This window comes from Sporosarcina sp. AD_1 (genome assembly GCF_057373025.1).
On record NZ_JBPVIR010000017.1, the window covers coordinates 1 to 20,845 of the forward strand.

Below are 20,845 nucleotides of genomic sequence, written 5' to 3' on the forward strand. Positions count from 1 at the left end.
ATAGATACCGCCAGGTATCCTAAGAGATCTTGTAAGAAACTTTTTGGAATTCAAGTAAGAACCGATGGCTAGTAAAGCGGCAAAGCCGCTTTGCGATAATTTACACCGAAAGGTGCAAATTTCGCAGGGGGCTTCCCCCTGTGAGAGTAGGACGTCGCCGGGCAAAGGCCATCCCCTGTGGGGGATGGTTTTTTTGTTTATTAATATAAAAGATACCGCGAGGTATCCTAAGAGACTATCAAATCGTCAATCTCCTCGAATTCCTTTCTATCACCGTCTAACCCAAATTGATCACCGCTTGACTACAATTCGAGTAGGTTTGCCACGATATAAATCACCCCTAACTCTTTATCACCACATCAGTCGAAAGGCTGCTCCACTCCCCGTTTTTTATATAATGTAGAGCGATTGATTAACCCCCAACAAATCCCCCCCAAAGAAGCCGAACTATCGCAATTTATGATTCCTCGTCCCACTACTCATAAAAAATGCGAAAAGCTCCTCAAATCGTTTCAGCTTTTTGCAAACGGTTTGTTTTTGTCTTATTGTTAATAATAAGAAACTGGAGAGGAGTCTTTCCTATGACAACAATTTATGATTTTTCCGTGATGAAGCCGGATGGAACTGAGGAATCTTTGGCAGACTATAGAGGAAAAGTGATGGTGATTGTCAATACTGCAAGTAAATGCGGCTTCACTAAACAATTCGAAGAGTTACAGGCCTTATATGAGGAATACAAGAATCAAGATTTTATCATTCTCGGATTTCCTTCGGATAACTTTAATAATCAGGAATTCGAAGATATGGAGGATACGTTGGCTTTTTGCCAGCGTAATTATGGTGTTACCTTCCCGATGTTCCAGAAGATTGACGTGAAAGGAAAGGAGCAGCATCCTTTATTTGCGTATTTGACGTCTGAGCAAAAAGGATTCTTAGTGGAAGGGATCAAGTGGAATTTTACGAAGTTCTTGATTGATCGCCAAGGACGAGTAGTGGAACGATTTGCGCCGAATACGCCGCCGCTTAAAATGAAGAAGTCGATCGAGAAGCTCATTCAATGAATTATAGGAATACTTTTACTTAAGGAAGCCTTCTTGACAGTCATCTGGGGCACTGATACCCTATTTAATAATATTTACTGAACTATATCGACAATGAGGAGGCCAAATGGAATGTGGGAATCGAAATTTACGCGTGAAGGACTGACATTTGACGATGTCTTGCTTGTACCTGGAGCATCAGAGGTGCTGCCGAAGGATGTATCTCTTTCTGTGAAGCTCACAGACAAGATTACGTTGAATATCCCAATCATCAGTGCGGGGATGGATACTGTGACGGAAGCGAGAATGGCGATCGCTATGGCTCGTCAGGGTGGTCTTGGGATCATCCATAAGAACATGAGTATTGAAGAGCAGGCGGAACAGGTTGTAACGGTAAAGCGCTCTGAAAACGGGGTCATTACGAATCCATTCTTCCTTACTCCGGAGCATCAAGTGTATGATGCGGAGCATCTGATGGGGAAATACCGCATTTCCGGCGTGCCGATTGTCAATAACATGGACGAGCGTAAATTAGTCGGCATCCTGACGAATCGGGATCTGCGTTTCATTCAGGACTACTCCATGATGATCAATGATGTGATGACGAAGGACAATCTTGTGACTGCACCGGTTGGCACGACGTTAGAAGACGCTGAAAAGATTTTGCAGCAATATAAAATTGAAAAGCTGCCAATTGTGGATGAGCAAGGCATTTTAACAGGATTGATCACAATCAAGGATATTGAGAAGGTCATTGAATTCCCGAATGCGGCGAAGGATTCTCAAGGCCGCCTGCTCGTAGGGGCTGCGGTCGGTGTTACATCTGATACGATGGTGCGCGTTCAAAAGTTGGTTGAGTCCGAAGTGGATGTTATCGTTTTGGACACGGCACATGGCCATTCCAAAGGCGTTATCGAAACGGTCGCTCAAATTCGCAAAGCGTATCCTGACCTTGATATTATCGCTGGTAACGTAGCAACAGCTGAGGGCACAGCTGCATTGTATGAAGCAGGAGCGAATGTAGTGAAGGTTGGTATTGGACCCGGATCCATCTGTACGACTCGTGTTGTAGCGGGTGTAGGTGTTCCTCAAATCACTGCAGTGTATGATTGTGCAACTGAGGCTCGTAAGCATGGCAAGTCGATCATCGCAGACGGCGGCATTAAGTTCTCCGGTGATATTGTGAAGGCACTTGCAGCTGGCGGACATGCTGTCATGCTCGGCAGTTTGCTTGCTGGTACGACGGAAAGCCCGGGAGAAACAGAAATCTTCCAAGGCCGTCGATTCAAAGTGTACCGCGGGATGGGTTCTGTGGCATCCATGGAAAAAGGATCAAAAGACCGCTATTTCCAAGAGGAAGCGAAGAAACTGGTTCCTGAAGGAATTGAAGGCCGCATGCCATACAAAGGGCCGCTTCCTGACACCATTCATCAGTTGGTTGGCGGCATCCGCGCTGGAATGGGATATTGCGGAACGAAGGATCTCACTGATCTGCGTGAGAAGGCCCAGTTTATCCGTATGACGGGAGCAGGGTTGCGTGAGAGCCATCCACACCACGTTCAAATTACAAAAGAGGCGCCAAATTACTCAATTTCTTAATTTATTGCTGAATTATTCGTTTATATAAGGAACTTCGGCACCTTTCCATCGTCCCTATTACAGTTGGAAAGGTGCTTTTTTTGAGCAGATTTAGCCATTTTCAAGTTCCTGTCCTTATTGGACGGGCATTGTGTTAAAATATATCGTAGGAAATAGTATTTACGGAGGTAACAGGGTGAAAAAGGAATTGAGAAAATGGGTGGCGGTTCTGCTAATGCCGTTGCTCTTGTTAATGTCGTTCGGAGCGCCCGTTGCAAAAGCTGAGTCGGCACTTGGCTTGCATGTGGACGGCGCCATTTTGATTGACGCGGAAAGTGGAAAAATACTATATGAAGAAAATGCCGAAACTCCACTTGGCATCGCAAGTATGTCCAAGATGATGACAGAGTATCTTCTTTTTGAAGCAATTAATGAAGGGAAGATCAGCTGGGATCAGGAGTACCGGGTTACTGATTATACATACGCGATTTCACAGGATCGGCGTTTAAGTAATGTTCCATTACGTAAAGACGGTACGTATACGATTCGGGAGCTGTATGAGGCGCTGGCTATCTATTCGGCAAATGCCGCAACGATTGCCATTGCAGAAACAATTGCTGGCACGGAAAAAGAATTTTTGAAGATGATGGATGCCAAAGCGAAAGAACTTGGACTTACTGATTATAAATTCGTCAACTCGACAGGATTGAATAATAAAGATCTCCAAGGCATGCATCCACAGGGGACAGGCCCGGAAGACGAAAACGTCATGCCTGCTAAATCAGTTGCCCTTTTGGCGTACCGCTTGATCCATGATTATCCGGAAGTTCTCGAGACAACGAAAATCAGCAAGAAGGTTTTCCGTGAAGGAACGTCGGATGCGATTCAAATGCACAACTGGAACTTCATGCTGCCAGGATTGATTTATGAATACAAGGGTGTTGACGGGTTAAAGACAGGAACAACCGATTTTGCGGGCCACTGTTTTACAGGAACGGCTACGCGTGACGGCAAACGCCTTATTGCGGTTGTTATGAAGGCAGTCGATGCAAAGGGCGTCGGTTCCTATGAGGCTCGTTTTAATGCGACCCGCTCGTTATTCGACTACGGCTTCAGCCAATTCTCCGAGCAGGAAATTGTGCCGGCTGGCTATAAGTTCGAAAAACAAAAGACCGTGGATATCAATAAAGGAAAAGAAAAAACGGTTGCCATCGAAGTGAAAGAACCGATTAAAATGATGGTAAAAACAAACGAAAAAGATCAATACGTACCGGAGCTTGTGCTCGATGAGAAAGTGGTCAAGAACGGCCAAATCGATGCACCCGTTAAAGCAGGCACAGTCGTTGGACATGTGAAGCTGGCGAAAACGGAAGGAACCGATTACGGCTATATTGATTCCAAGAATGCCAAGATGGATGTTGTGACAACAACAACTGTAGAGAAGGCAGGCTGGTTCTCATTCATGTTAAGTGCAATCGGCAACTTCTTTGTTGGTATTTGGGAAAGCGTAACGGGCTTTGTTAAAGGCTGGTTTGATTGAAATGAAAAGTCGATGGATCGTTTCCGATCCATCGGCTTTTTTATATGCGGGAAAGGTGAATTTGCCATGCGTCCATCAGGCTGTGTATAGAGTCCCTAATATCGGTCTCTGGCAGTCCGCCAAAGCCGAGGAGGATGGCAGGCTGCTGTCCTGTTTGCTTTTTCATGTAGCCGTTTAATCCATACACACGAATGCCATTACTCCTCGCTTGCTCGATCAAGGTTTCTTCGTCTTTGCCGATTTGCACATTGATAATAATATGCATGCCTGCTTCTTCACCTGAATAGGTGAGATTGGGAGCATACGCTGCAAGCGTATCCGTTAGTAAATATAGCTTGCGCTTATACAATTTCCGCATCCGGTTCAGGTGACGAGAAAAATGGCCATCCTCCATGAACCGGGCTAATATGTGCTGGTCAAACCGCGGAACGGTGGAGGCATAGTGGATAAAAGCATTCGAATAGTGTTCGAGCAGGCGCGGCGGCAAAACCATATAGGCAATCCGCAACGAGGGCATGAGGGACTTCGAAAACGTACTGACGTAAATGACGCTCCCCGACTTATCCATGCCTTGCAGGGATGGGATTGGCCGTCCCGTATAACGGAATTCGCTATCATAGTCGTCTTCAATGATATAACGGTCCTCTTCGGCGGCTGCCCAGTTCAGCAGGGCGGTCCGCCGTGCTGCCGATAACACGGTCCCGGTCGGAAACTGGTGTGAAGGCGTCACATAGGCTACGGTCGCTTCTGTCTGCTGCAATGCTTGGACATCCAGCCCTTCTTCATCGACGGGAATGGGAACCGCCTCCCGGTTATTATGGTAGAACACATGGTGGGTAAGCGGATAGCCCGGATCCTCAATGGCATAGACTGCTGCCGGTCCCAGTATCCGAATGAGCAAAGGCAACAGCTGCTCTGTTCCGGAACCGACAATTACCTGTTCTGGCGTACACTCGACGCCTCTTGAATGATATAAATAGCGTGCGATTTCCCGTCTTAGCTCCAAGTCGCCATGGGGATGCCCAAGAGATAATAAATGCTTGGACGAATCATCCATAACTTCCTTCGCGTATTTTTTCCACTTCGTAAAGGGGAAGGAATCCATGTCGATTTGCCCTGGAGAAAAATCTAGTTGCATCTTTTCCTTCTCTGGAACAGCAGAAATCCTTTCCTGATTTACAGGCTGAACATATGCCAATTCCTCAATTGCCTGCACGTAGTAGCCTTGCCTAGGCTTTGTAGAAATGAACCCTTCCGCCACTAATTGACTATATGCCAGCTCAATCGTCGTTTGGCTTACATTTAGGAAGTCTTCCAGTTTCCGCTTGGAAGGCAGTTTCGCTCCGACTTCCAACTTTCCATCTGTTATATCGTTTTTTATTTGATTATAAATTTGTTCATATAGCGGCACTGGGCTTTCTTTGTCCAGTTCAATTAAGAGCATTTCCATATTTCAACTCCATCTGACCACTTCGATTATGTTAAAACTGATCATTTCATTATGGTCATAATCAAGTATACTGTAAAAAACGAATAGGGGGAAGAGTCAATGGATTTCAGATATGGAGGCGTCATCATGGACGTCATTAATGCAGAGCAAGCGAAAGTGGCGGAGGCGGCAGGTGCGGTAGCGGTTATGGCGCTTGAGCGCGTGCCGTCCGATATTCGTGCGGCAGGGGGCGTGGCCAGAATGGCGGACCCGCGTATTATTGAAGAGGTGCAGAAGGCGGTCTCCATCCCAGTGATGGCCAAGGTCAGAATCGGACATATTTCGGAAGCGCGAGTGCTTGAAGCAATGGGTGTCGATTATATTGATGAAAGTGAAGTGCTGACACCGGCAGATGAAGAGTTCCACTTATTGAAGAGTGACTATCACGTGCCCTTCGTCTGTGGTGCAAGAAATTTAGGGGAAGCGGCACGACGGCTTGGCGAGGGAGCGAAAATGCTTCGGACGAAGGGAGAACCGGGAACGGGGAATATCGTGGAAGCGGTCCGTCATCTTCGTATGGTCAATGCGCAAGTGAACAAGATTATCCATATGAGCAATGATGAATTGATGGTAGAAGCCCGTGATTTGGGTGCCCCTTACGAAGTGCTGCTGACGATCCGTGAGGCAAAACGGCTCCCAGTCGTCAATTACGCGGCTGGTGGGGTGGCGACTCCGGCGGATGCGGCGCTCATGATGGAGCTTGGGGCTGACGGCGTATTCGTTGGATCTGGCATCTTCAAGTCTGACAGCCCTGAAAAATTTGCACGTGCCATTGTTCAGGCTACAGAGGATTTCAGAAACTATGCGTTGATTGGCGAGTTATCAAAGGATATCGGCACGCCGATGAAAGGACTGGAAATCGGAAAGCTGGCAGAAAGTGAATTGATGGCCGTACGCGGCGTATAATGAGTGAGTGGACAGGAACCGAGATTTTTCCTGTCCGTTTTGATTTCTTTCATTCATTTTGATAGGCTCTAAGAAGGCAGACGCTAAAGCATCGCATGACTAGGAAGAATTTTTACGGAAGGCAGGGGCATACTAATGGAGAAGTTGAAAGTCTACGATGATCAGTATAACTATGTATGTGAGGAATCTAGGGATGTCATCCATGCGAAAGGGCTTTGGCATGAAACGTTTCATTGCTGGCTAGTAGATGGAGAAGAGGTCTTGATTCAGAAGAGAAGTGCTGCAAAGAAAGACTTCCCTGGCCTTTTTGATATAACGGCAGCAGGTCACTTGCTGGCAGATGAAAAAGTAATGGATGGTTTACGTGAGGTGGAGGAAGAGCTCGGGATTCCGGTAGATGAAGCAAAGCTGCAATGGATGGGCGTTGTGCGAGATGTCATAGAACTTCCTGGTTTTATTGACAGGGAATTCACGAATGTCTTTTTGTATAGCTTCTCATTCAATCCCGCCGATTTTTCATTGCAAGAGGAAGAAGTGGCAAGCATCCACGCTGTTTCTGTTACGGATTTACAGGCACTTTTCAGAAGGACAGTTCGTACGGTTAAGGTCAGAAATATTGAGAATGACTTGTTAGAAACAATAGAATTACGTGATTTTGTTCCACATGAAACAAGTTACTTAGAAGCGGTTGCATCGTATTTTGGCTAAGTCTTGCCAAATGGTTTAGGGTGTAGTAAAGTAAGTGTACATTTAGTTCCATAATCAAAGACGATGATGGGAAGCAGTAGCGAGTCCGTTTTTTCCAGAGAGCCGGCGGGTGGTGCAAGCCGGTAAAGACACTTGTGAATCCGTCCCTGAGTAGCTGGGTTGAATGAAGTAGGCCTATGCCGGTGATTGGACCGTTATTCCAAAGAGTGGATCGGCTTGGGCCGGTCAATTTGGGTGGCAACGCGGGTAGTTCTCGTCCCTTGTATAGGGGATGGAGGGCTTTTTTTATTGCGTAAAATCTAATCTGGGCTCGGTTCCCATCGTCAAAACAGAAAAAGGAGGAAGCAGTTATGCTGGACATTAAAGTATTGCGCGCCAATTTTGATGAAGTGAAAGCAAAATTGACAAAGCGTGGAGAAGATTTAACGGATCTTGATAAGTTTCTCGGTTTGGATGAAAAACGGAGAGAATTGATTTCAAAAGTAGAAGTGCTGAAGGCGGAGCGGAATGAAGTTTCGCAAAAAGTGGCGGAAATGAAGCGTAACAAAGAGAACGCCGACGATGTAATCGCACGGATGCGTGAAGTCGGAGATGAAATCAAAGCGTTGGACGAACAGCTTCACCAAGTGGAAGAAGATTTGAATTATGTTTTGATGCGTATTCCGAATATCCCGCATGAAAGTGTTCCTGTCGGGGACAGTGAAGATGATAATGTGGAAGTCCGCAAGTGGGGAGAGGTTCCTGAATTCGGTTTTGAGCCGAAGCCGCATTGGGAAATCGGGACAGAATTGAATCTGCTTGATTTTGAACGTGCCGCAAAAGTAACAGGAAGCCGTTTTGTGTTCTATCGCGGTCTTGGTGCACGACTTGAGCGTGCTTTGATCAGCTTTATGCTTGATTTGCATGTGAGTGAACATGGCTATGAGGAAATGCTGCCGCCATATATGGTAAACCGGACAAGTTTGACGGGAACAGGCCAGCTGCCGAAGTTTGAGGAAGATGCTTTCTTAATTGAAGAGGAAGATTATTTCTTGATTCCGACATCTGAAGTGCCTGTGACTAACTTCTACCGGGATGAAATTATTGACGGGGCGCAGCTGCCGATCGCTTTTACTGCGTACAGCACGAATTTCCGTTCTGAAGCAGGATCAGCGGGTCGTGATACGCGCGGTTTGATTCGCCAGCATCAGTTCAATAAAGTGGAATTGGTCCGCTTTGTAAAACCGGAAGAGTCTTATGATGAGTTGGAAAAATTAACAGGCCATGCAGAAAAGGTGCTTCAGCTTCTTGGCCTGCCGTACCGTGTACTCAAAATGTGCACAGCGGATCTAGGATTCACAGCGGCTAAGAAATACGACATCGAAGTGTGGATTCCGACGCAAGGCACGTACCGCGAGATTTCTTCTTGTTCAAACTTTGAAGATTTCCAAGCACGACGCGCTTCTATCCGTTTCCGCCGAGAACAAGGTGCTAAGCCTGAATTCGTTCATACATTGAACGGAAGCGGACTTGCGGTTGGACGTACGGTGGCCGCTCTCTTAGAGAATTATCAGCAGGAAGATGGCTCTGTCATCGTTCCGGAAGTGCTTCGTCCTTACATGGGTGGAGTGGAAGTCATTAAGTAATACAAAAGGCCATGCGAGTCATTCGACTTCGCGCATGGCCTTTTTTGCTGCCTTTTTCTTTTCGCGCAATCCTCGGAAGAAGTTGGTTAGCAGCGCCCCGCATTCTTCCGCCAGAACACCTTCTGTCACTTCACATTCATGATTGAATCGGCTGTCGTTCAGCAAGTGGTATAACGAATCGACACAGCCTGCTTTTGGATCACGCGCTCCGTAGACGATCCGGGGGATTCTGGACTGTAAAATGGCGCCCGCACACATGGGGCACGGTTCCAGTGTGACGTATAACGTCGTTTCCTCCAACCGCCAGCTGCCGACTTCGCCGCACGCATCCTGAATGGCGGACAGTTCGGCGTGGGTCACGGCGTTTTGAGTGGATTCCCTCAAGTTATGTGCGCGTCCGATGACGATTCCATCTTTTACAATGACGGCGCCAATCGGCACTTCGCCAATGGCTTCCGCCTTTTTTGCTTCTTCTATGGCTAAATTCATGTACGTTTGATCGTTGTTTGTTTCCATCCTCTATCGCTCCTTGTCCCTAGTGTATCATCATTGGAATGCCTCGCGCTATTTTGCTTGCAGACGCTATGTTTCCGAATGCCGCTATGGTAAAATGAAGAGCAGAAATTGAGTTGAAGGGGAGCTTGACATGTCAGTACCGTTCATAACGGTGGAAGGGCCAATTGGCGTTGGAAAGACGACGCTTTCGAAAGCGGTTGCGGATAAATTCCAGTTTCACCAATTAGGTGAGATTGTGAATGAAAATCCGTTTTTAGATAAATTTTATGAGAATATCGAGGAGTGGAGTTTCCAAACGGAAATGTTCTTCCTCTGTAATCGATATAAGCAATTAAGTGATATCCAGAAACATTTCTTGCAACACCAGCGTCCTGTCGTGGCGGATTATCATATTTTTAAGAATCTTATTTTTGCCCGTCGCACGCTGTCACCAGAGGAATATGCGAAATACGAAGAGATTTATCATATATTAACGAGGGACATGCCTGTTCCGAACGTCATCGTCTATCTGCATGCTTCGTTGGATACGCTGTTGAAACGGATTGCGCTGCGAGGCCGGGATTTTGAAAGGCTCATTGAACCATCCTATCTGGAAAGACTCTCGGAGGACTATGAGCATTTCATAGCGGACTTCGAAAAGATGCATCCGGATATTCCCGTCCTTCGATTCAATGGGGATGAGATTGATTTTGTCAGAAGCGAGAAGGATCTTCAATACATTTTAGAACAAGTAGAAAAGACGATACAAAAAGGAGCAGTACGATGAACTTACGAGAAACATACGGCATTCCTAAAAATGCGGTAATTACCATTGCGGGTACTGTAGGTGTTGGAAAATCAACGATGACTCATGCACTTGCACAAGCACTTGGCTTCCGCACATCTTTGGAAAATGTCGATGAAAATCCGTATTTGGATAGATTTTACGATGACTTTGAAAAATGGAGCTTCCATCTTCAAATTTATTTCCTGGCGGAACGTTTCAAGGAACAGAAACGGATTTTTGAATATGGCGGCGGTTTTATTCAAGATCGGTCCATTTATGAAGATACCGGCATCTTTGCTACAATGCATAAAGATCAAGGGACGATGGACCCGGTCGATTTCGATACATATACAAAATTGTTCGAAGCGATGGTCATGACGCCGTATTTCCCGCATCCTGATCTGCTGATTTATTTAGATGGCCCGTTTGAGACGATTCTTTCCCGGATTCAGGAGCGTGGCCGTGACATGGAGCAGCACACGCCGGTCTCATACTGGGAAGGGCTTTATAACCGGTATGCGAAGTGGATTGATTCATTTAATGCGTGCCCGGTGCTCCGGATTGATATAACCGATTACGATTTGGTGGAACGGCCAGAAGAAGTGGAAGCGATTGTTGAGCGAATCGGCAATATGCTGAACTTATCGAGCCTGCTGAAAAATTGATACGAAAAACGCAGCGGATATCACACATCCAGCTGCGTTTGTTTTTTATTAGGAATGAACGGAAGTCTTTTGAAAGAACTCCGCATATAATGCCCTTAAAATCTTATCCTCGTCAGGAACTTTTACACCGAACACAAGACTTACTTCGGAAGAGCCTTGATTGATCATTTCAATATTCGCTCCGGTGCTCGCGATTGCGCTAGCGGCACGGGCAGCGAGACCAGTTGTATACTGCATGCCTTCTCCTACTAGGACGATCATCGAGTAATCATGCTCCACGATAACTGCGTCAGGGTCCAATTCTCTATGAATCCGCTCTACAATCCGTTGTTCTTTGTCTAGCGGCAAATAACAAGTGCGGATGATGATCGATAAGTTATCGATGCCAGATGGTGTATGCTCGTACGAAATATCTTCTTCCTCGAAAATTTGCAGTAGTCTGCGGCCAAAGCCAATCTCTGTATTCATTAAATATTTATCGACATAAATGGCTGTAAAGCCGCTGTCCGCTGCAATCCCGATTACTTGCTGCTCATGATAGTCCCGTTCTTTGACGATCGATGTTCCAGGTGCTTCGGGATTATTCGTATTTTTTATGCTGACAGGGATCGACTTCCGGAAAGCCGGGATGAGGGCTTCATCATGGAACACAGAGAAGCCTGCATAGGCCAGCTCCCGCATTTCCCGGTACGTCATCGTCTTAATAGGAACTGGGTTTTCAATGACCGTTGGGTTGGCTGCAAAAACAGAGTCAACATCCGTGAAGTTTTCGTACAGATCCGCTTCCACAGCAGCTGCCACGATTGAACCTGTAATATCTGAACCGCCACGATTGAAAGTACGGAGTGTTCCGTCTTTTGTATAGCCGAAAAATCCGGGAAACACAATAAGAGCAGATTCGTTTCGTAACTTGGCAAGTTGCTCATCGCCTTCTGGCAATGCACGGACGGCCTGGGGACGGTTGTTGACGAGAAGTCCGCCTTCTTTAGGACTGACGTATTTTGCCTCTACACCAATTAGATTGAAGTAAGCGGCGATCATTTTCGCATTGTTATCTTCGCCTGCTGCTTTCATTGTATCCATATATAGTAAAGAATCGGTCTTGTCGCAAGTCAATCGGCTGCGCAAATCCTTTTCAATTTCATTCGAAACGTCGTTTGAAAGGCCAAGGTCTTCTGCAATATCCCGGAATCGATCCACGACACGTTTCAAGTGGGATTCTGTCTCTTCCCCTTGTAATGCCGCTTCTGCAAGCCGGATGAGCAGATCGGTTACTTTAATATCATCGGAAAAACGCTTGCCGGGAGCGGACACAACAACAATTCTCCGCTGTGGGTCAGCTGTTACAATATCTACAACTTTTCGTATTTGCTCAGCAGATGCAACGGAGGTTCCGCCGAATTTGCATACCTTCATTTTCATCAGATCCTTCTTCTAGTAGAATGACAATTCAGTGTTATATTGAACTTTAACATAAATAGGGTTGTTATTGAAGATTTATTTCTCTATAATGTCCTTATGTAGAGTACGAATGTATTTCCATAGTGTACATAGAGTGAGGAGATTCGTCAATGAAAAATGAGATCAATATTGGTTTACTTGGTTTTGGCGTGGTCGGCAGTGGAGTTGCAAAAATTTTGCACGAACACCGTGACGACTTGAGCCACAAACTGGGAGTACCTGTTAAAATAAATAAAGTGTTAGTGAAAGATGTAAATAAAAAAAGAAACACCGATTTGTCATCAGAAATTTTCACTACGGATTTGGATGAAATTATCGAAGATCCTACAATCGATCTCATTGTTGAAGTAATCGGTGGAACGAGTGAAGCCAAGCAGGCAATTGAACGCTCATTGCGTGCAGGGAAAGGTGTCGTGACAGCCAATAAGGATGTTATGGCACAATCCGGATTAGAGCTGCTTCAATTGGCGGACGAAAATCGCTGCGATCTATTTTTCGAAGCGAGTGTCGGGGGAGGAATTCCCTTGATCCGGACATTGGAGGATGGATTGGCTTCAGACCGGATCCATGCCATTACCGGTATCGTTAACGGCACAACAAATTTCATTTTGACCAAAATGAAGCACGAGAAAAAGACATACGAGGAAGCACTAAGAGAAGCGACTGAACTTGGATTTGCCGAAGCGGATCCTTCCTCTGATGTCGATGGGATCGATGCGGCTCGTAAAATGGTAATCTTGGCGTCTTTGGCCTTTTCCACTGATGTCCGAATGGAAGATGTTTTTATCCGTGGCATGAAAGAAATACGGGATGGTGATTTGGAGCTTGCGGATCAATTCGGTTATACAGTTAAAATGGCGGGTTCCGCAAAGAAGGATGAGGACGGCATTGAAGTGGCCGTGGAACCTGTTTTTGTACCGAACTCCCATCCGTTGGCTTCTGTGAACAACGAATTTAATGCAGTGTATGTATACGGAGATGCCGTCGGCGAAACGATGTTCTATGGACCGGGAGCAGGATCATTGCCAACTGCCACTTCTGTCACGGGGGATATCGTCGCGGCATGCCGCAATCTTCTTCTCGGCGTCAACGGCAAACGGCTCCATGCCCCGCAATTCAAATGTAAAATTAAAAGCGACAGCCAGAAATACGCACGCTACTTCCACCGCATTTCCGTCAAGGATGAAGTGGGGGTGCTGACGAGATTGTCCGCCGTTTATAGCAATCAAGGCGCAAGTCTTGCAACGGTGATCCAGCACGCAGATCGGAATAATGGCGGCGTAGATTTAATTATGATCACGCATGAAATCTCCCGCCAGCAGCATCTTGATATTATGAATGAACTACAAAATACACCTGAGGTAATTGAAGTATTGAGTTTTTACCGGGTCGAGGGGGAAACACGATGAGAAGATGGAATGGATTGATTGAAGAATATAAGGAATGGCTGCCTGTGACAGATCAAACACCTGCGCTTACTTTGCAAGAAGGCAACACGCCATTAATTCATTTGGAAAACTTATCGAAACAGTGGGGCATCAATTTATATGTGAAGACAGAAGGGACAAACCCAACTGGATCCTTTAAAGACCGGGGCATGGTGATGGCTGTCGCCAAGGCAAAAGAAGAAGGAAAGACAGCTCTCATTTGCGCTTCTACGGGAAATACATCGGCGTCTGCTGCAGCGTACGGAGCGCGTGCCGGCATGAAAACGATTGTTGTTATTCCTGAGGGACGTATTGCGCTGGGAAAACTCGCGCAGGCAAAAATGTACGGTGCGGAAATTGTAGCAATCGAAGGGAACTTTGATGAAGCATTGCGCATGGTCCGTGAAGTCGGAGAAGGAAAAATCGCCCTCGTCAACTCGGTGAATCCATACCGTTTGGAAGGACAGAAGACAATCGCCTTTGAAACAATTGAACAATTAGGGAAAGTGCCGGACATCTTTGCGCTTCCAGTCGGAAATGCGGGGAATATATCGGCAGCTTGGAAAGGTTTTAAAGAATACGATGAGAAAAAAGGTGCCGGCACACCAAAATTGCTTGGCGTACAAGCGGACGGAGCGGCTCCGATCGTTTATGACCGGGTATTCGAGGAGCCGGAGACAGTGGCGACGGCCATCCGGATCGGAAACCCTGCAAGCTGGCATTTGGCAAAGGCGGCATTAGCCGAATCAGATGGCGCCATTCTTTCTGCAACAGATGAAGAAATCCTGGAAGCGTATCGTCTTCTCGCTTCGACAGACGGCATTTTTGCAGAACCGGCATCTTGCGCGACGATTGCAGGGATCAAAAAACAGCTGGATGCAGGGTTGATTGAAAAAGGATCAACTGTAGTGGGTGTGCTGACTGGAAATGGATTGAAGGATCCAGAAACAGCCATCCGGGTTAATGAAGAGAAGCCATTCTTGTCAATGGAGCAGTTCCATGAGTTCCTGAACGGACTCAAGGAAGAGGCGATGTGATGGCTGGGCCGTTGTTTACAGTAGTCGTACCTGCTACGACGGCCAATCTGGGGCCCGGTTATGACAGCATCGGGCTCGCGTTGTCACTTTATATGACCGTGGAAGTATCCGAGGCGGCGGAATGGCAAGTCAGCTATAACGGAGAGGAATATGCGAGTCTGCCGACAGATCAAAGCAATCTGCTCGTCCAGACGATTCTTAAGATGGCAGATCGCTTTGACAGAGAGGTCTCTCCTCATGGGCTGCGCATCGTTTCCGAGATTCCGCTTGGGAAAGGACTCGGCAGCAGCGCCACGGCGATTGCGGCAGGGATTGAAATTGCCGACAAGCTCCTGGATTTATCCATGTCTCCGAACGAAAAGGTACGCTTTGGAAGTGAATTCGAAGGGCATTCCGATAATGTCGCAGCTGCTCTTCTCGGTGGCGCGGTCATTACGTATTACGTCGATAAGGAGCTGCATTTCCTTCAATTGCCGAATCCTGCGATTGGGGCAGTCCTTCTCGTCCCGCCTCATGCATTGAAAACAACGGAGTCGAGAAAGTTGCTACCGAGTGACCTTTCGCACGCAGAAGCGGCGGCAGGCAGTGCGGCCAGCAGCCTTTTGTCAGCAGCTCTCGCAGTCGGCGACTGGAAGATGGCTGGGCAGATGATGGAAAGGGATATATTCCACGAGCCTTACCGGAAAGAATTGTTGCCGGACTTTGACCTAGTTCGGGAAGCCTGTCATCAGCTTGGTGCCTATGGCATGACGATCAGCGGAGCCGGCCCATCGATATTTATCGCGGTGGAAAAGGGCACGGAGCAGGCAATGGCGGAAGAATTGGAAAAGAAGTTCCCGTTCTATAAAGCACTGGCGACAGCGACTGCGCCAAGAGGAACTTATGTTCAATAAAATAAAAGAGCCTGCCGGTGTTTAATATGCCGGCAGGCCCTTTTTTATAAAAAAAATTCGTTACAAGCCGTAACGAATTTTATCTCCAACTATTATGCGCATTGATTAAATGAAATGGCGGAGGAAGAGGGATTCGAACCCCCGCGGGCTTTAACACCCCTGTCGGTTTTCAAGACCGATCCCTTCAGCCGGACTTGGGTATTCCTCCGTGTTCAACAAGACATAATTTATCATGACTTCAGGGGAAGTGTCAATAAAAAATACACCATCTTGCTGTAGTTTATTTATTCTCGTAAATCTGTTTTTTGCTAGGCGCCACAGTTGTTTTTGAATCGTATGAGTGGATTTCCAGTTTGTGTGAAAGGGGAAGACTTGATTTTTAGCGCTAGAATGAGTATACTAAGAGAGCCGTGCTAGGTGGGGAGGTAGCGGTGCCCTGTAACTTGCAACCCGCTCTAGCAAGACTGAATCCCTTCTCTGAGGCTGTCCGTATTGTAGGGCCTGCCTCTTGCACGTAGTGTTGACGTCTGGGTCCTGCGCAATGGGAACCCATGAACCATGTCAGGTCCGGAAGGAAGCAGCATTAAGTGGTATTTCTCATGTGCCGCGGGGTCGCCTAGGCTGAGCTGTCGACAGGAGTAACGCTTATGTGCGGCAGTCAAAGGAAGGTGCACGGCAATTAACTTGCATATCAAACTCGTCCATTTCGGTGGGCGGGTTTTTATTTTTAATTAAAATAATAATTCATTAATTCTGACGAATCCCGTATACTTGTACTCAGATAGAGGAAAGAAGGGTGGAAGTAGCGATGAAGCAAATGAATGTGGAGAGTTTCAATTTAGATCACACGAAAGTGGCAGCCCCTTATGTCAGGTTGGCAGGAGTTTCCGAGGGAGCAAATGGCGACCGTATTTTTAAGTACGACATCCGGTTTTGTCAGCCGAATCAGGAGCATATGGAAATGCCGGCCATCCATTCCCTTGAGCATATGATGGCGGAATTCAGCCGGAACCATTCCAATCAGGTTGTCGATATTAGCCCAATGGGTTGCCAGACGGGCTATTATTTGGCGCTGATCAATCACGAAGATTATGAGGATGTGTTACTCATCTTAGAGAAAACATTGAACGATGTCCTCGAGGCGACGGAAGTTCCGGCCTGCAACGAAGTGCAATGCGGCTGGGCCGCAAGCCACAGCTTGGAAGGTGCGAAGGAAATTGCACGGAAGATGCTTGCGAAAAAGAATGAGTGGACGACGGTATTTGCATAAGCAGCAGCCCTCCGGTGAATGGAGGGTTTTTGCATGTTAGCTTATAGAAGCTGTACGGTTCAAGTGTTCATCTCCTTGATGCTTGATTCCAACTCTAAATGTCGTGTGGACAGGGTGTTTGTGATATACTAAGAGTACTATTGCATTGCTTCGGAAGGGAGTCGGAACGGTTGGTTTATCAAGCTTTTTATCGTGTGTATCGACCGCAATCATTCGGAGAGATGTCTGGTCAGCATCATGTGAAACAGACCCTTCAGAATGCCCTTCTGCATCAGAAGACGACGCATGCGTATTTGTTTTCAGGGCCTCGCGGAACGGGTAAGACGAGTGCCGCAAAAGTGTTTGCCAAAGCGTTGAATTGTGAAAACGGACCAGCGAAGGAGCCTTGTAATGAATGTGCGACGTGCATCAGTATTACAGAAGGATCCAATACAGATGTAATCGAGTTTGATGCGGCTTCCAATTCAAGGGTCGAGGAGATGCGGGACATTATTGAAAAGGTCCGTTTCGCTCCTTCGAATGCCCGCTTCAAAGTGTACATTATCGATGAAGTCCATATGCTCTCAAATTCTGCGTTCAACGCCCTCTTGAAAACATTGGAGGAACCGCCTCCACATGCAGTTTTCATTTTGGCCACGACAGAGCCGCACAAATTGCCCCTGACAATCATTTCGAGATGTCAACGTTTTGATTTTAAGCCGATCACGTCGGTCGAAATAATAGAACGCATGAAACAAGTATTAGCCGACGCAAATGTACAGGCAGAGGAAGCCGCACTGAAGGTCATTGCCCAAACAGCTTCCGGCGGTATGCGGGATGCGCTCAGTATGTTAGACCAAGTCGCTTCTTTCAGCGGTGACAAGATTACCGTCGATGGCGCTTTACTTGTTACAGGGTCGGTCGGAGAAGACGTCTTTTATCAATTGGCGGAGTCGCTTTTATCTAAAGATGCGGCGGTTGCCCTTTCTTTATTGGAACAGCTGGTGACAGCGGGCAAGGATGTATCGCGGCTGGCGGAGGACATGATCACCTTTTTCAGAGATTTGCTTTTGCTCCGTTCCGCTCCGCAGTTACGGGATTTACTTGAGTTGATTCCGGGAGATGAACGTTTTGTTTCATTGGCGAATGCGTTTGAAATGGATACACTCTATTCCTATATAGACATCCTATCGAAAACACAGCAGGAAATGCGTTTCTCTAATCATGCGAAAATCTACGTGGAAGCGGCCTTGCTCAAAATGATTCATCTGGAGAGTGCGCCTGTTCCATCCCGTGCAAGCGGGGCAGTGAATGACCCCGCTATTGGGAATAAAATAGCAGCCATGGAGAAAATGATTGCATCGTTGCAAGCTCAATTGGAAAACGGTGTGCGCCCTGCGGAATCTGCGGGCAGCCAACCGAAACGAAGTGCGTCCAAAACAAGCCAGACCGTGCGAGTGCCAACCGGGAAAATCCATGAAATACTTAAAAACGCAACGCGAAAAGATATTCAGACGATCCGCGAAGAGTGGGCCGGCATGATGCAAACCTTGCAGAAGTCACATGCGGCACTTTTGGAAGAAACCGAACCGGTAGCGGCATCCGATAATGCTTTTGTGTTAAAATTCAAATATGAAATTCATTGCTTGATGGCATCCGAAAATACTTCGCTTCGATCCGGATTATCGGAAGCCTTGCGCTCCAGAACAGGAAAAGAATATGAAGTCATTTATATTCCTGAAGAATCTTGGTTGAAAGTCAGGGAGGATTTCATCCGATCGAATGGGCTGAACCAGCCGAAAAGTGACGATGCGGAAGAAACAGGTGCGGATGAGCCGCTATCCTTCATGAAGGAAGCGGAACAACAGGCGGAAGATCCACTGATTATCGAAGCGGAGAAGATGTTTGGCAAGGAATTCATAACAGTACATGACGATTAATTATTGAGGAGGAATTTGATATGCGAGGCATGGGGAATATGCAAGGCATGATGAAACAGATGCAAAAAATGCAAAAGAAAATGGCGGAAGCCCAAGAGGAACTAGGCGAAAAGCGATTGGAAGGCACAGCAGGCGGCGGTATGGTGAAAGTAGTCGTTTCCGGACATAAAGAAGTGTTGGAAGTGAACATTGACCCATCCGTTATCGATCCTGAAGATGCTGAAATGCTCCAAGATCTTATCGTGATTGCAACAAATGAAGCTATGGCGAAAGCGGAAGAATTAACGAACTCCACGATGGGGCAATTCACGAAAGGATTGAACCTGCCTGGAATGTTCTAGGAGGAACGAATATGCACTATCCTGAACCAATATCTAAACTGATCGATAGTTTTATGAAACTGCCAGGCATCGGCCCGAAAACCGCGGGCCGTCTGGCGTTTTTTGTACTTAGCATGAAGGAGGACACAGTCCTGGACTTTGCGAAAGCGTTGGTAGATGCCAAACGGAATTTGCGTTTCTGCTCAGTCTGCGGTCATATTACGGACGTGGATCCATGTCATATTTGCCAGGATCAATCACGCGATCGATCCATGATTTGTGTTGTCCAAGACCCGAAAGATGTAATTGCAATGGAAAAAATGCGAGATTACAACGGGTTATACCATGTCTTACATGGTGCGATATCGCCAATGGATGGAATCGGTCCTGAAGATATCAATGTCCCTTCTCTCCTAAGCCGATTGCAAGATGAAGAAGTACAAGAGCTGATACTGGCAACTAACCCGACAATTGAAGGGGAAGCGACTGCCATGTATATTTCAAGATTAGTGAAACCATCAGGCATTACAACAACGAGGATCGCACATGGATTGCCGGTCGGCGGCGACTTGGAATACGCCGATGAGGTGACGTTATCCAAAGCGCTGGAGGGACGTCGGGAATTATAGGGGGGCAGCGCCATGTTCGGGCGTAAGAGAAAGATAAAAAAAGAATTTGATGATCGCCTGCGAGACCTAATGATAGAGACAAAAAAAGATTGGGAACAGGCAAAGGAAATCGAGAAGTATTTAAATGACTATGACCAAGAAGTAATGGTGCGGCGGAAAATAGCAGAGAGCAAGCATTTTCATTTATTTAGAGAAGCCAAGGTACGAAGACTGGGAATAGACTGATATATTTTCACGGAGACGCATATACTGTAGCATCCATCCGAAAGGAGCGTTTTCCGTGAAAATCATAGTTCTAATTTTAGTAGGTGCATTTCTTCTTCTATTATTAATGTTAGATAAAAAACAAGTCAAAGCCATGTTCGAAAAACTATCTATCTTCTGGTTCCGTTTGGCTTTTGCTTTTCTCGGGCTGTTCTTATTGAATATAGCTGGAGGATTTGTCGGAATCTACTTCCCGGTAAACATAGCCTCCGGATTATTGTTGGCCATTTTAGGTATACCAGGGTTGGCTGCTTTATGTGCGTTCGCCTTATTCTTGTGATTTGCGAATGAAACCCGACTTTCCTATAAATGCTTTATTGCAGATATAAGGAATGAATTCTGTTTATGGATAATGGATCACCTCTAATAGAAGGAGTCTTCTCCATCTGAGGGGGAAGGCAGCCTTGCATTTGGACGAACAGTACCATCATGCAGTATGCATAATAGTATTAATGGATAATATCATTCACGCAACAGGTCGGTTGTCGTGTGAATAAAGTAGAGGACTTCCTGCTATGCAGGGGGTTTTTTATATGAAAGAGAGAAAAATCTTGAGAGGAAAAAGTTTTTTTGAAATAAGTATTGCATTTAAGTAACCAAGCTGGTAATATAGAAAACGTTCCACTTCTGCTAAACAGAAAAAACAACTTGAACGAAAGAAATTAAAAAAAGTTGTTGACTCCGGTTTGAGAGTGTGGTAAGATATAAGAGTTGCTGCTGAGAGAGGGCGACGAAATGAACCTTGAAAACTGAACAGCAAAACGTCAACAAATAAAGTCTGAACCCGACCTC

General features: G+C 46.4%; 21 protein-coding genes, 1 tRNA gene, 1 other RNA gene and 1 other annotated feature. Of the genes, 18 read left to right on the forward strand and 5 right to left on the reverse strand.

Features of this window, described 5'->3' with window-relative positions; genetic code table 11:
* The first annotated feature begins 581 nt into the window (after positions 1–581).
* The 3 genes from ACSW3C_RS19720 (at position 582) to ACSW3C_RS19730 (ending at position 4,158) form a co-directional block, all read left to right on the forward strand.
* Positions 582–1,061 (forward strand): glutathione peroxidase, encoded by a 480-nt coding sequence (locus ACSW3C_RS19720; protein WP_486564788.1) that lies wholly within the window; start codon positions 582–584, stop codon positions 1,059–1,061.
* 111 nt (positions 1,062–1,172) lie between these two features.
* Positions 1,173–2,639 (forward strand): IMP dehydrogenase, encoded by a 1,467-nt coding sequence (gene guaB / locus ACSW3C_RS19725; RefSeq protein ID WP_486564790.1) that lies wholly within the window; start codon positions 1,173–1,175, stop codon positions 2,637–2,639.
* A 175-nt stretch (positions 2,640–2,814) separates the two neighbouring features.
* A complete protein-coding gene (locus ACSW3C_RS19730) occupies positions 2,815–4,158 on the forward strand; it encodes a serine hydrolase (RefSeq protein WP_486564792.1) in 1,344 nt (447 codons plus the stop codon).
* 40 nt (positions 4,159–4,198) lie between these two features.
* Here the strand turns inward: ACSW3C_RS19730 and pdxR are convergent, their stop codons facing one another.
* Complete coding sequence (gene pdxR, locus ACSW3C_RS19735; RefSeq protein WP_486564794.1) at positions 4,199–5,608, reverse strand: MocR-like pyridoxine biosynthesis transcription factor PdxR; 1,410 nt, start codon at positions 5,606–5,608, stop codon at positions 4,199–4,201.
* Between the two features lie 99 nt (positions 5,609–5,707).
* Between pdxR and pdxS the strand changes: the two genes are divergently transcribed.
* The 3 genes from pdxS to serS all read left to right on the forward strand — a co-directional run bounded on the left by pdxS (position 5,708) and on the right by serS (position 8,886).
* Positions 5,708–6,553: a pyridoxal 5'-phosphate synthase lyase subunit PdxS gene (gene pdxS, locus ACSW3C_RS19740; RefSeq protein ID WP_486564796.1), complete on the forward strand. Its 846-nt coding sequence runs from the start codon at positions 5,708–5,710 to the stop codon at positions 6,551–6,553.
* A 135-nt stretch (positions 6,554–6,688) separates the two neighbouring features.
* Positions 6,689–7,261, forward strand: a complete 573-nt coding sequence (locus ACSW3C_RS19745) for an NUDIX hydrolase (protein ID WP_486564798.1) — start codon at positions 6,689–6,691, stop codon at positions 7,259–7,261.
* Between the two features lie 54 nt (positions 7,262–7,315).
* Positions 7,316–7,525, forward strand: a binding site (T-box leader).
* Positions 7,526–7,611: 86 nt separating this feature from the next.
* Complete coding sequence (gene serS / locus ACSW3C_RS19750; protein WP_486564800.1) at positions 7,612–8,886, forward strand: serine--tRNA ligase; 1,275 nt, start codon at positions 7,612–7,614, stop codon at positions 8,884–8,886.
* Between the two features lie 18 nt (positions 8,887–8,904).
* Here serS and tadA read toward each other — a convergent pair whose 3' ends face one another.
* Positions 8,905–9,402 (reverse strand): tRNA adenosine(34) deaminase TadA, encoded by a 498-nt coding sequence (tadA, locus tag ACSW3C_RS19755; RefSeq protein ID WP_486564802.1) that lies wholly within the window; start codon positions 9,400–9,402, stop codon positions 8,905–8,907.
* A 130-nt stretch (positions 9,403–9,532) separates the two neighbouring features.
* Here tadA and ACSW3C_RS19760 point away from each other — a divergent pair, with 130 nt between their 5' ends.
* Together ACSW3C_RS19760 and ACSW3C_RS19765 are read left to right on the forward strand one after the other, a co-directional pair.
* Positions 9,533–10,168 carry a deoxynucleoside kinase gene (locus tag ACSW3C_RS19760; protein WP_486564804.1) on the forward strand — a complete coding sequence of 212 codons (636 nt, stop codon included), beginning with the start codon at positions 9,533–9,535 and terminating at the stop codon, positions 10,166–10,168.
* On the forward strand, positions 10,165–10,833 hold the full coding sequence (locus ACSW3C_RS19765; protein ID WP_238079445.1) for a deoxynucleoside kinase: 669 nt from the start codon (positions 10,165–10,167) through the stop codon (positions 10,831–10,833). Before ACSW3C_RS19760 ends, ACSW3C_RS19765 begins: the two co-directional genes overlap by 4 nt.
* 48 nt (positions 10,834–10,881) lie before the next feature.
* Here ACSW3C_RS19765 and ACSW3C_RS19770 read toward each other — a convergent pair whose 3' ends face one another.
* On the reverse strand, positions 10,882–12,249 hold the full coding sequence (locus ACSW3C_RS19770) for an aspartate kinase (RefSeq protein ID WP_486564823.1): 1,368 nt from the start codon (positions 12,247–12,249) through the stop codon (positions 10,882–10,884).
* Positions 12,250–12,404: 155 nt separating this feature from the next.
* Between ACSW3C_RS19770 and ACSW3C_RS19775 the strand changes: the two genes are divergently transcribed.
* Genes ACSW3C_RS19775 through thrB form a run of 3 tightly spaced genes read left to right on the forward strand, consistent with a single transcriptional unit; the run spans position 12,405 to position 15,651 of the window.
* Positions 12,405–13,703 (forward strand): homoserine dehydrogenase, encoded by a 1,299-nt coding sequence (locus tag ACSW3C_RS19775; protein ID WP_486564806.1) that lies wholly within the window; start codon positions 12,405–12,407, stop codon positions 13,701–13,703.
* A complete protein-coding gene (gene thrC / locus ACSW3C_RS19780) occupies positions 13,700–14,758 on the forward strand; it encodes a threonine synthase (RefSeq protein WP_486564808.1) in 1,059 nt (352 codons plus the stop codon). The genes ACSW3C_RS19775 and thrC overlap by 4 nt, the downstream gene beginning before the upstream one ends.
* Positions 14,758–15,651 carry a homoserine kinase gene (gene thrB / locus ACSW3C_RS19785; protein ID WP_486564810.1) on the forward strand — a complete coding sequence of 298 codons (894 nt, stop codon included), beginning with the start codon at positions 14,758–14,760 and terminating at the stop codon, positions 15,649–15,651. The genes thrC and thrB overlap by 1 nt, the downstream gene beginning before the upstream one ends.
* 115 nt (positions 15,652–15,766) lie before the next feature.
* Here thrB and ACSW3C_RS19790 read toward each other — a convergent pair.
* Positions 15,767–15,859: transfer RNA gene (locus tag ACSW3C_RS19790), tRNA-Ser, on the reverse strand.
* A gap of 200 nt (positions 15,860–16,059) precedes the next feature.
* Here ACSW3C_RS19790 and ffs point away from each other — a divergent pair.
* From ffs to ACSW3C_RS19825, 7 genes are all read left to right on the forward strand, one after another.
* An RNA gene (gene ffs, locus ACSW3C_RS19795) (signal recognition particle sRNA large type) lies at positions 16,060–16,327 on the forward strand.
* 132 nt (positions 16,328–16,459) lie between these two features.
* A complete protein-coding gene (locus tag ACSW3C_RS19800) occupies positions 16,460–16,921 on the forward strand; it encodes an S-ribosylhomocysteine lyase (RefSeq protein ID WP_486564812.1) in 462 nt (153 codons plus the stop codon).
* A gap of 170 nt (positions 16,922–17,091) precedes the next feature.
* Positions 17,092–18,840, forward strand: a complete 1,749-nt coding sequence (gene dnaX / locus ACSW3C_RS19805) for a DNA polymerase III subunit gamma/tau (RefSeq protein WP_486564813.1) — start codon at positions 17,092–17,094, stop codon at positions 18,838–18,840.
* A gap of 20 nt (positions 18,841–18,860) precedes the next feature.
* Positions 18,861–19,181, forward strand: coding sequence for a YbaB/EbfC family nucleoid-associated protein (locus tag ACSW3C_RS19810; RefSeq protein ID WP_486564815.1), 321 nt, complete (start codon positions 18,861–18,863; stop codon positions 19,179–19,181).
* 11 nt (positions 19,182–19,192) lie between these two features.
* A complete protein-coding gene (recR, locus tag ACSW3C_RS19815) occupies positions 19,193–19,789 on the forward strand; it encodes a recombination mediator RecR (RefSeq protein WP_184212647.1) in 597 nt (198 codons plus the stop codon).
* A gap of 12 nt (positions 19,790–19,801) precedes the next feature.
* Positions 19,802–20,014, forward strand: coding sequence for a YaaL family protein (locus ACSW3C_RS19820; RefSeq protein WP_486564817.1), 213 nt, complete (start codon positions 19,802–19,804; stop codon positions 20,012–20,014).
* Positions 20,015–20,069: 55 nt separating this feature from the next.
* The gene (locus ACSW3C_RS19825; RefSeq protein ID WP_486564819.1) at positions 20,070–20,333 is read left to right on the forward strand and encodes a pro-sigmaK processing inhibitor BofA family protein; all 264 of its coding nucleotides are present in this window, start codon (positions 20,070–20,072) and stop codon (positions 20,331–20,333) included.
* 249 nt (positions 20,334–20,582) lie between these two features.
* On the opposite strand, the gene ACSW3C_RS19830 is transcribed toward ACSW3C_RS19825, so the two are convergent.
* On the reverse strand, positions 20,583–20,845 hold a 263-nt coding region (locus ACSW3C_RS19830; protein ID WP_486564821.1), incomplete at its 5' end, for a hypothetical protein.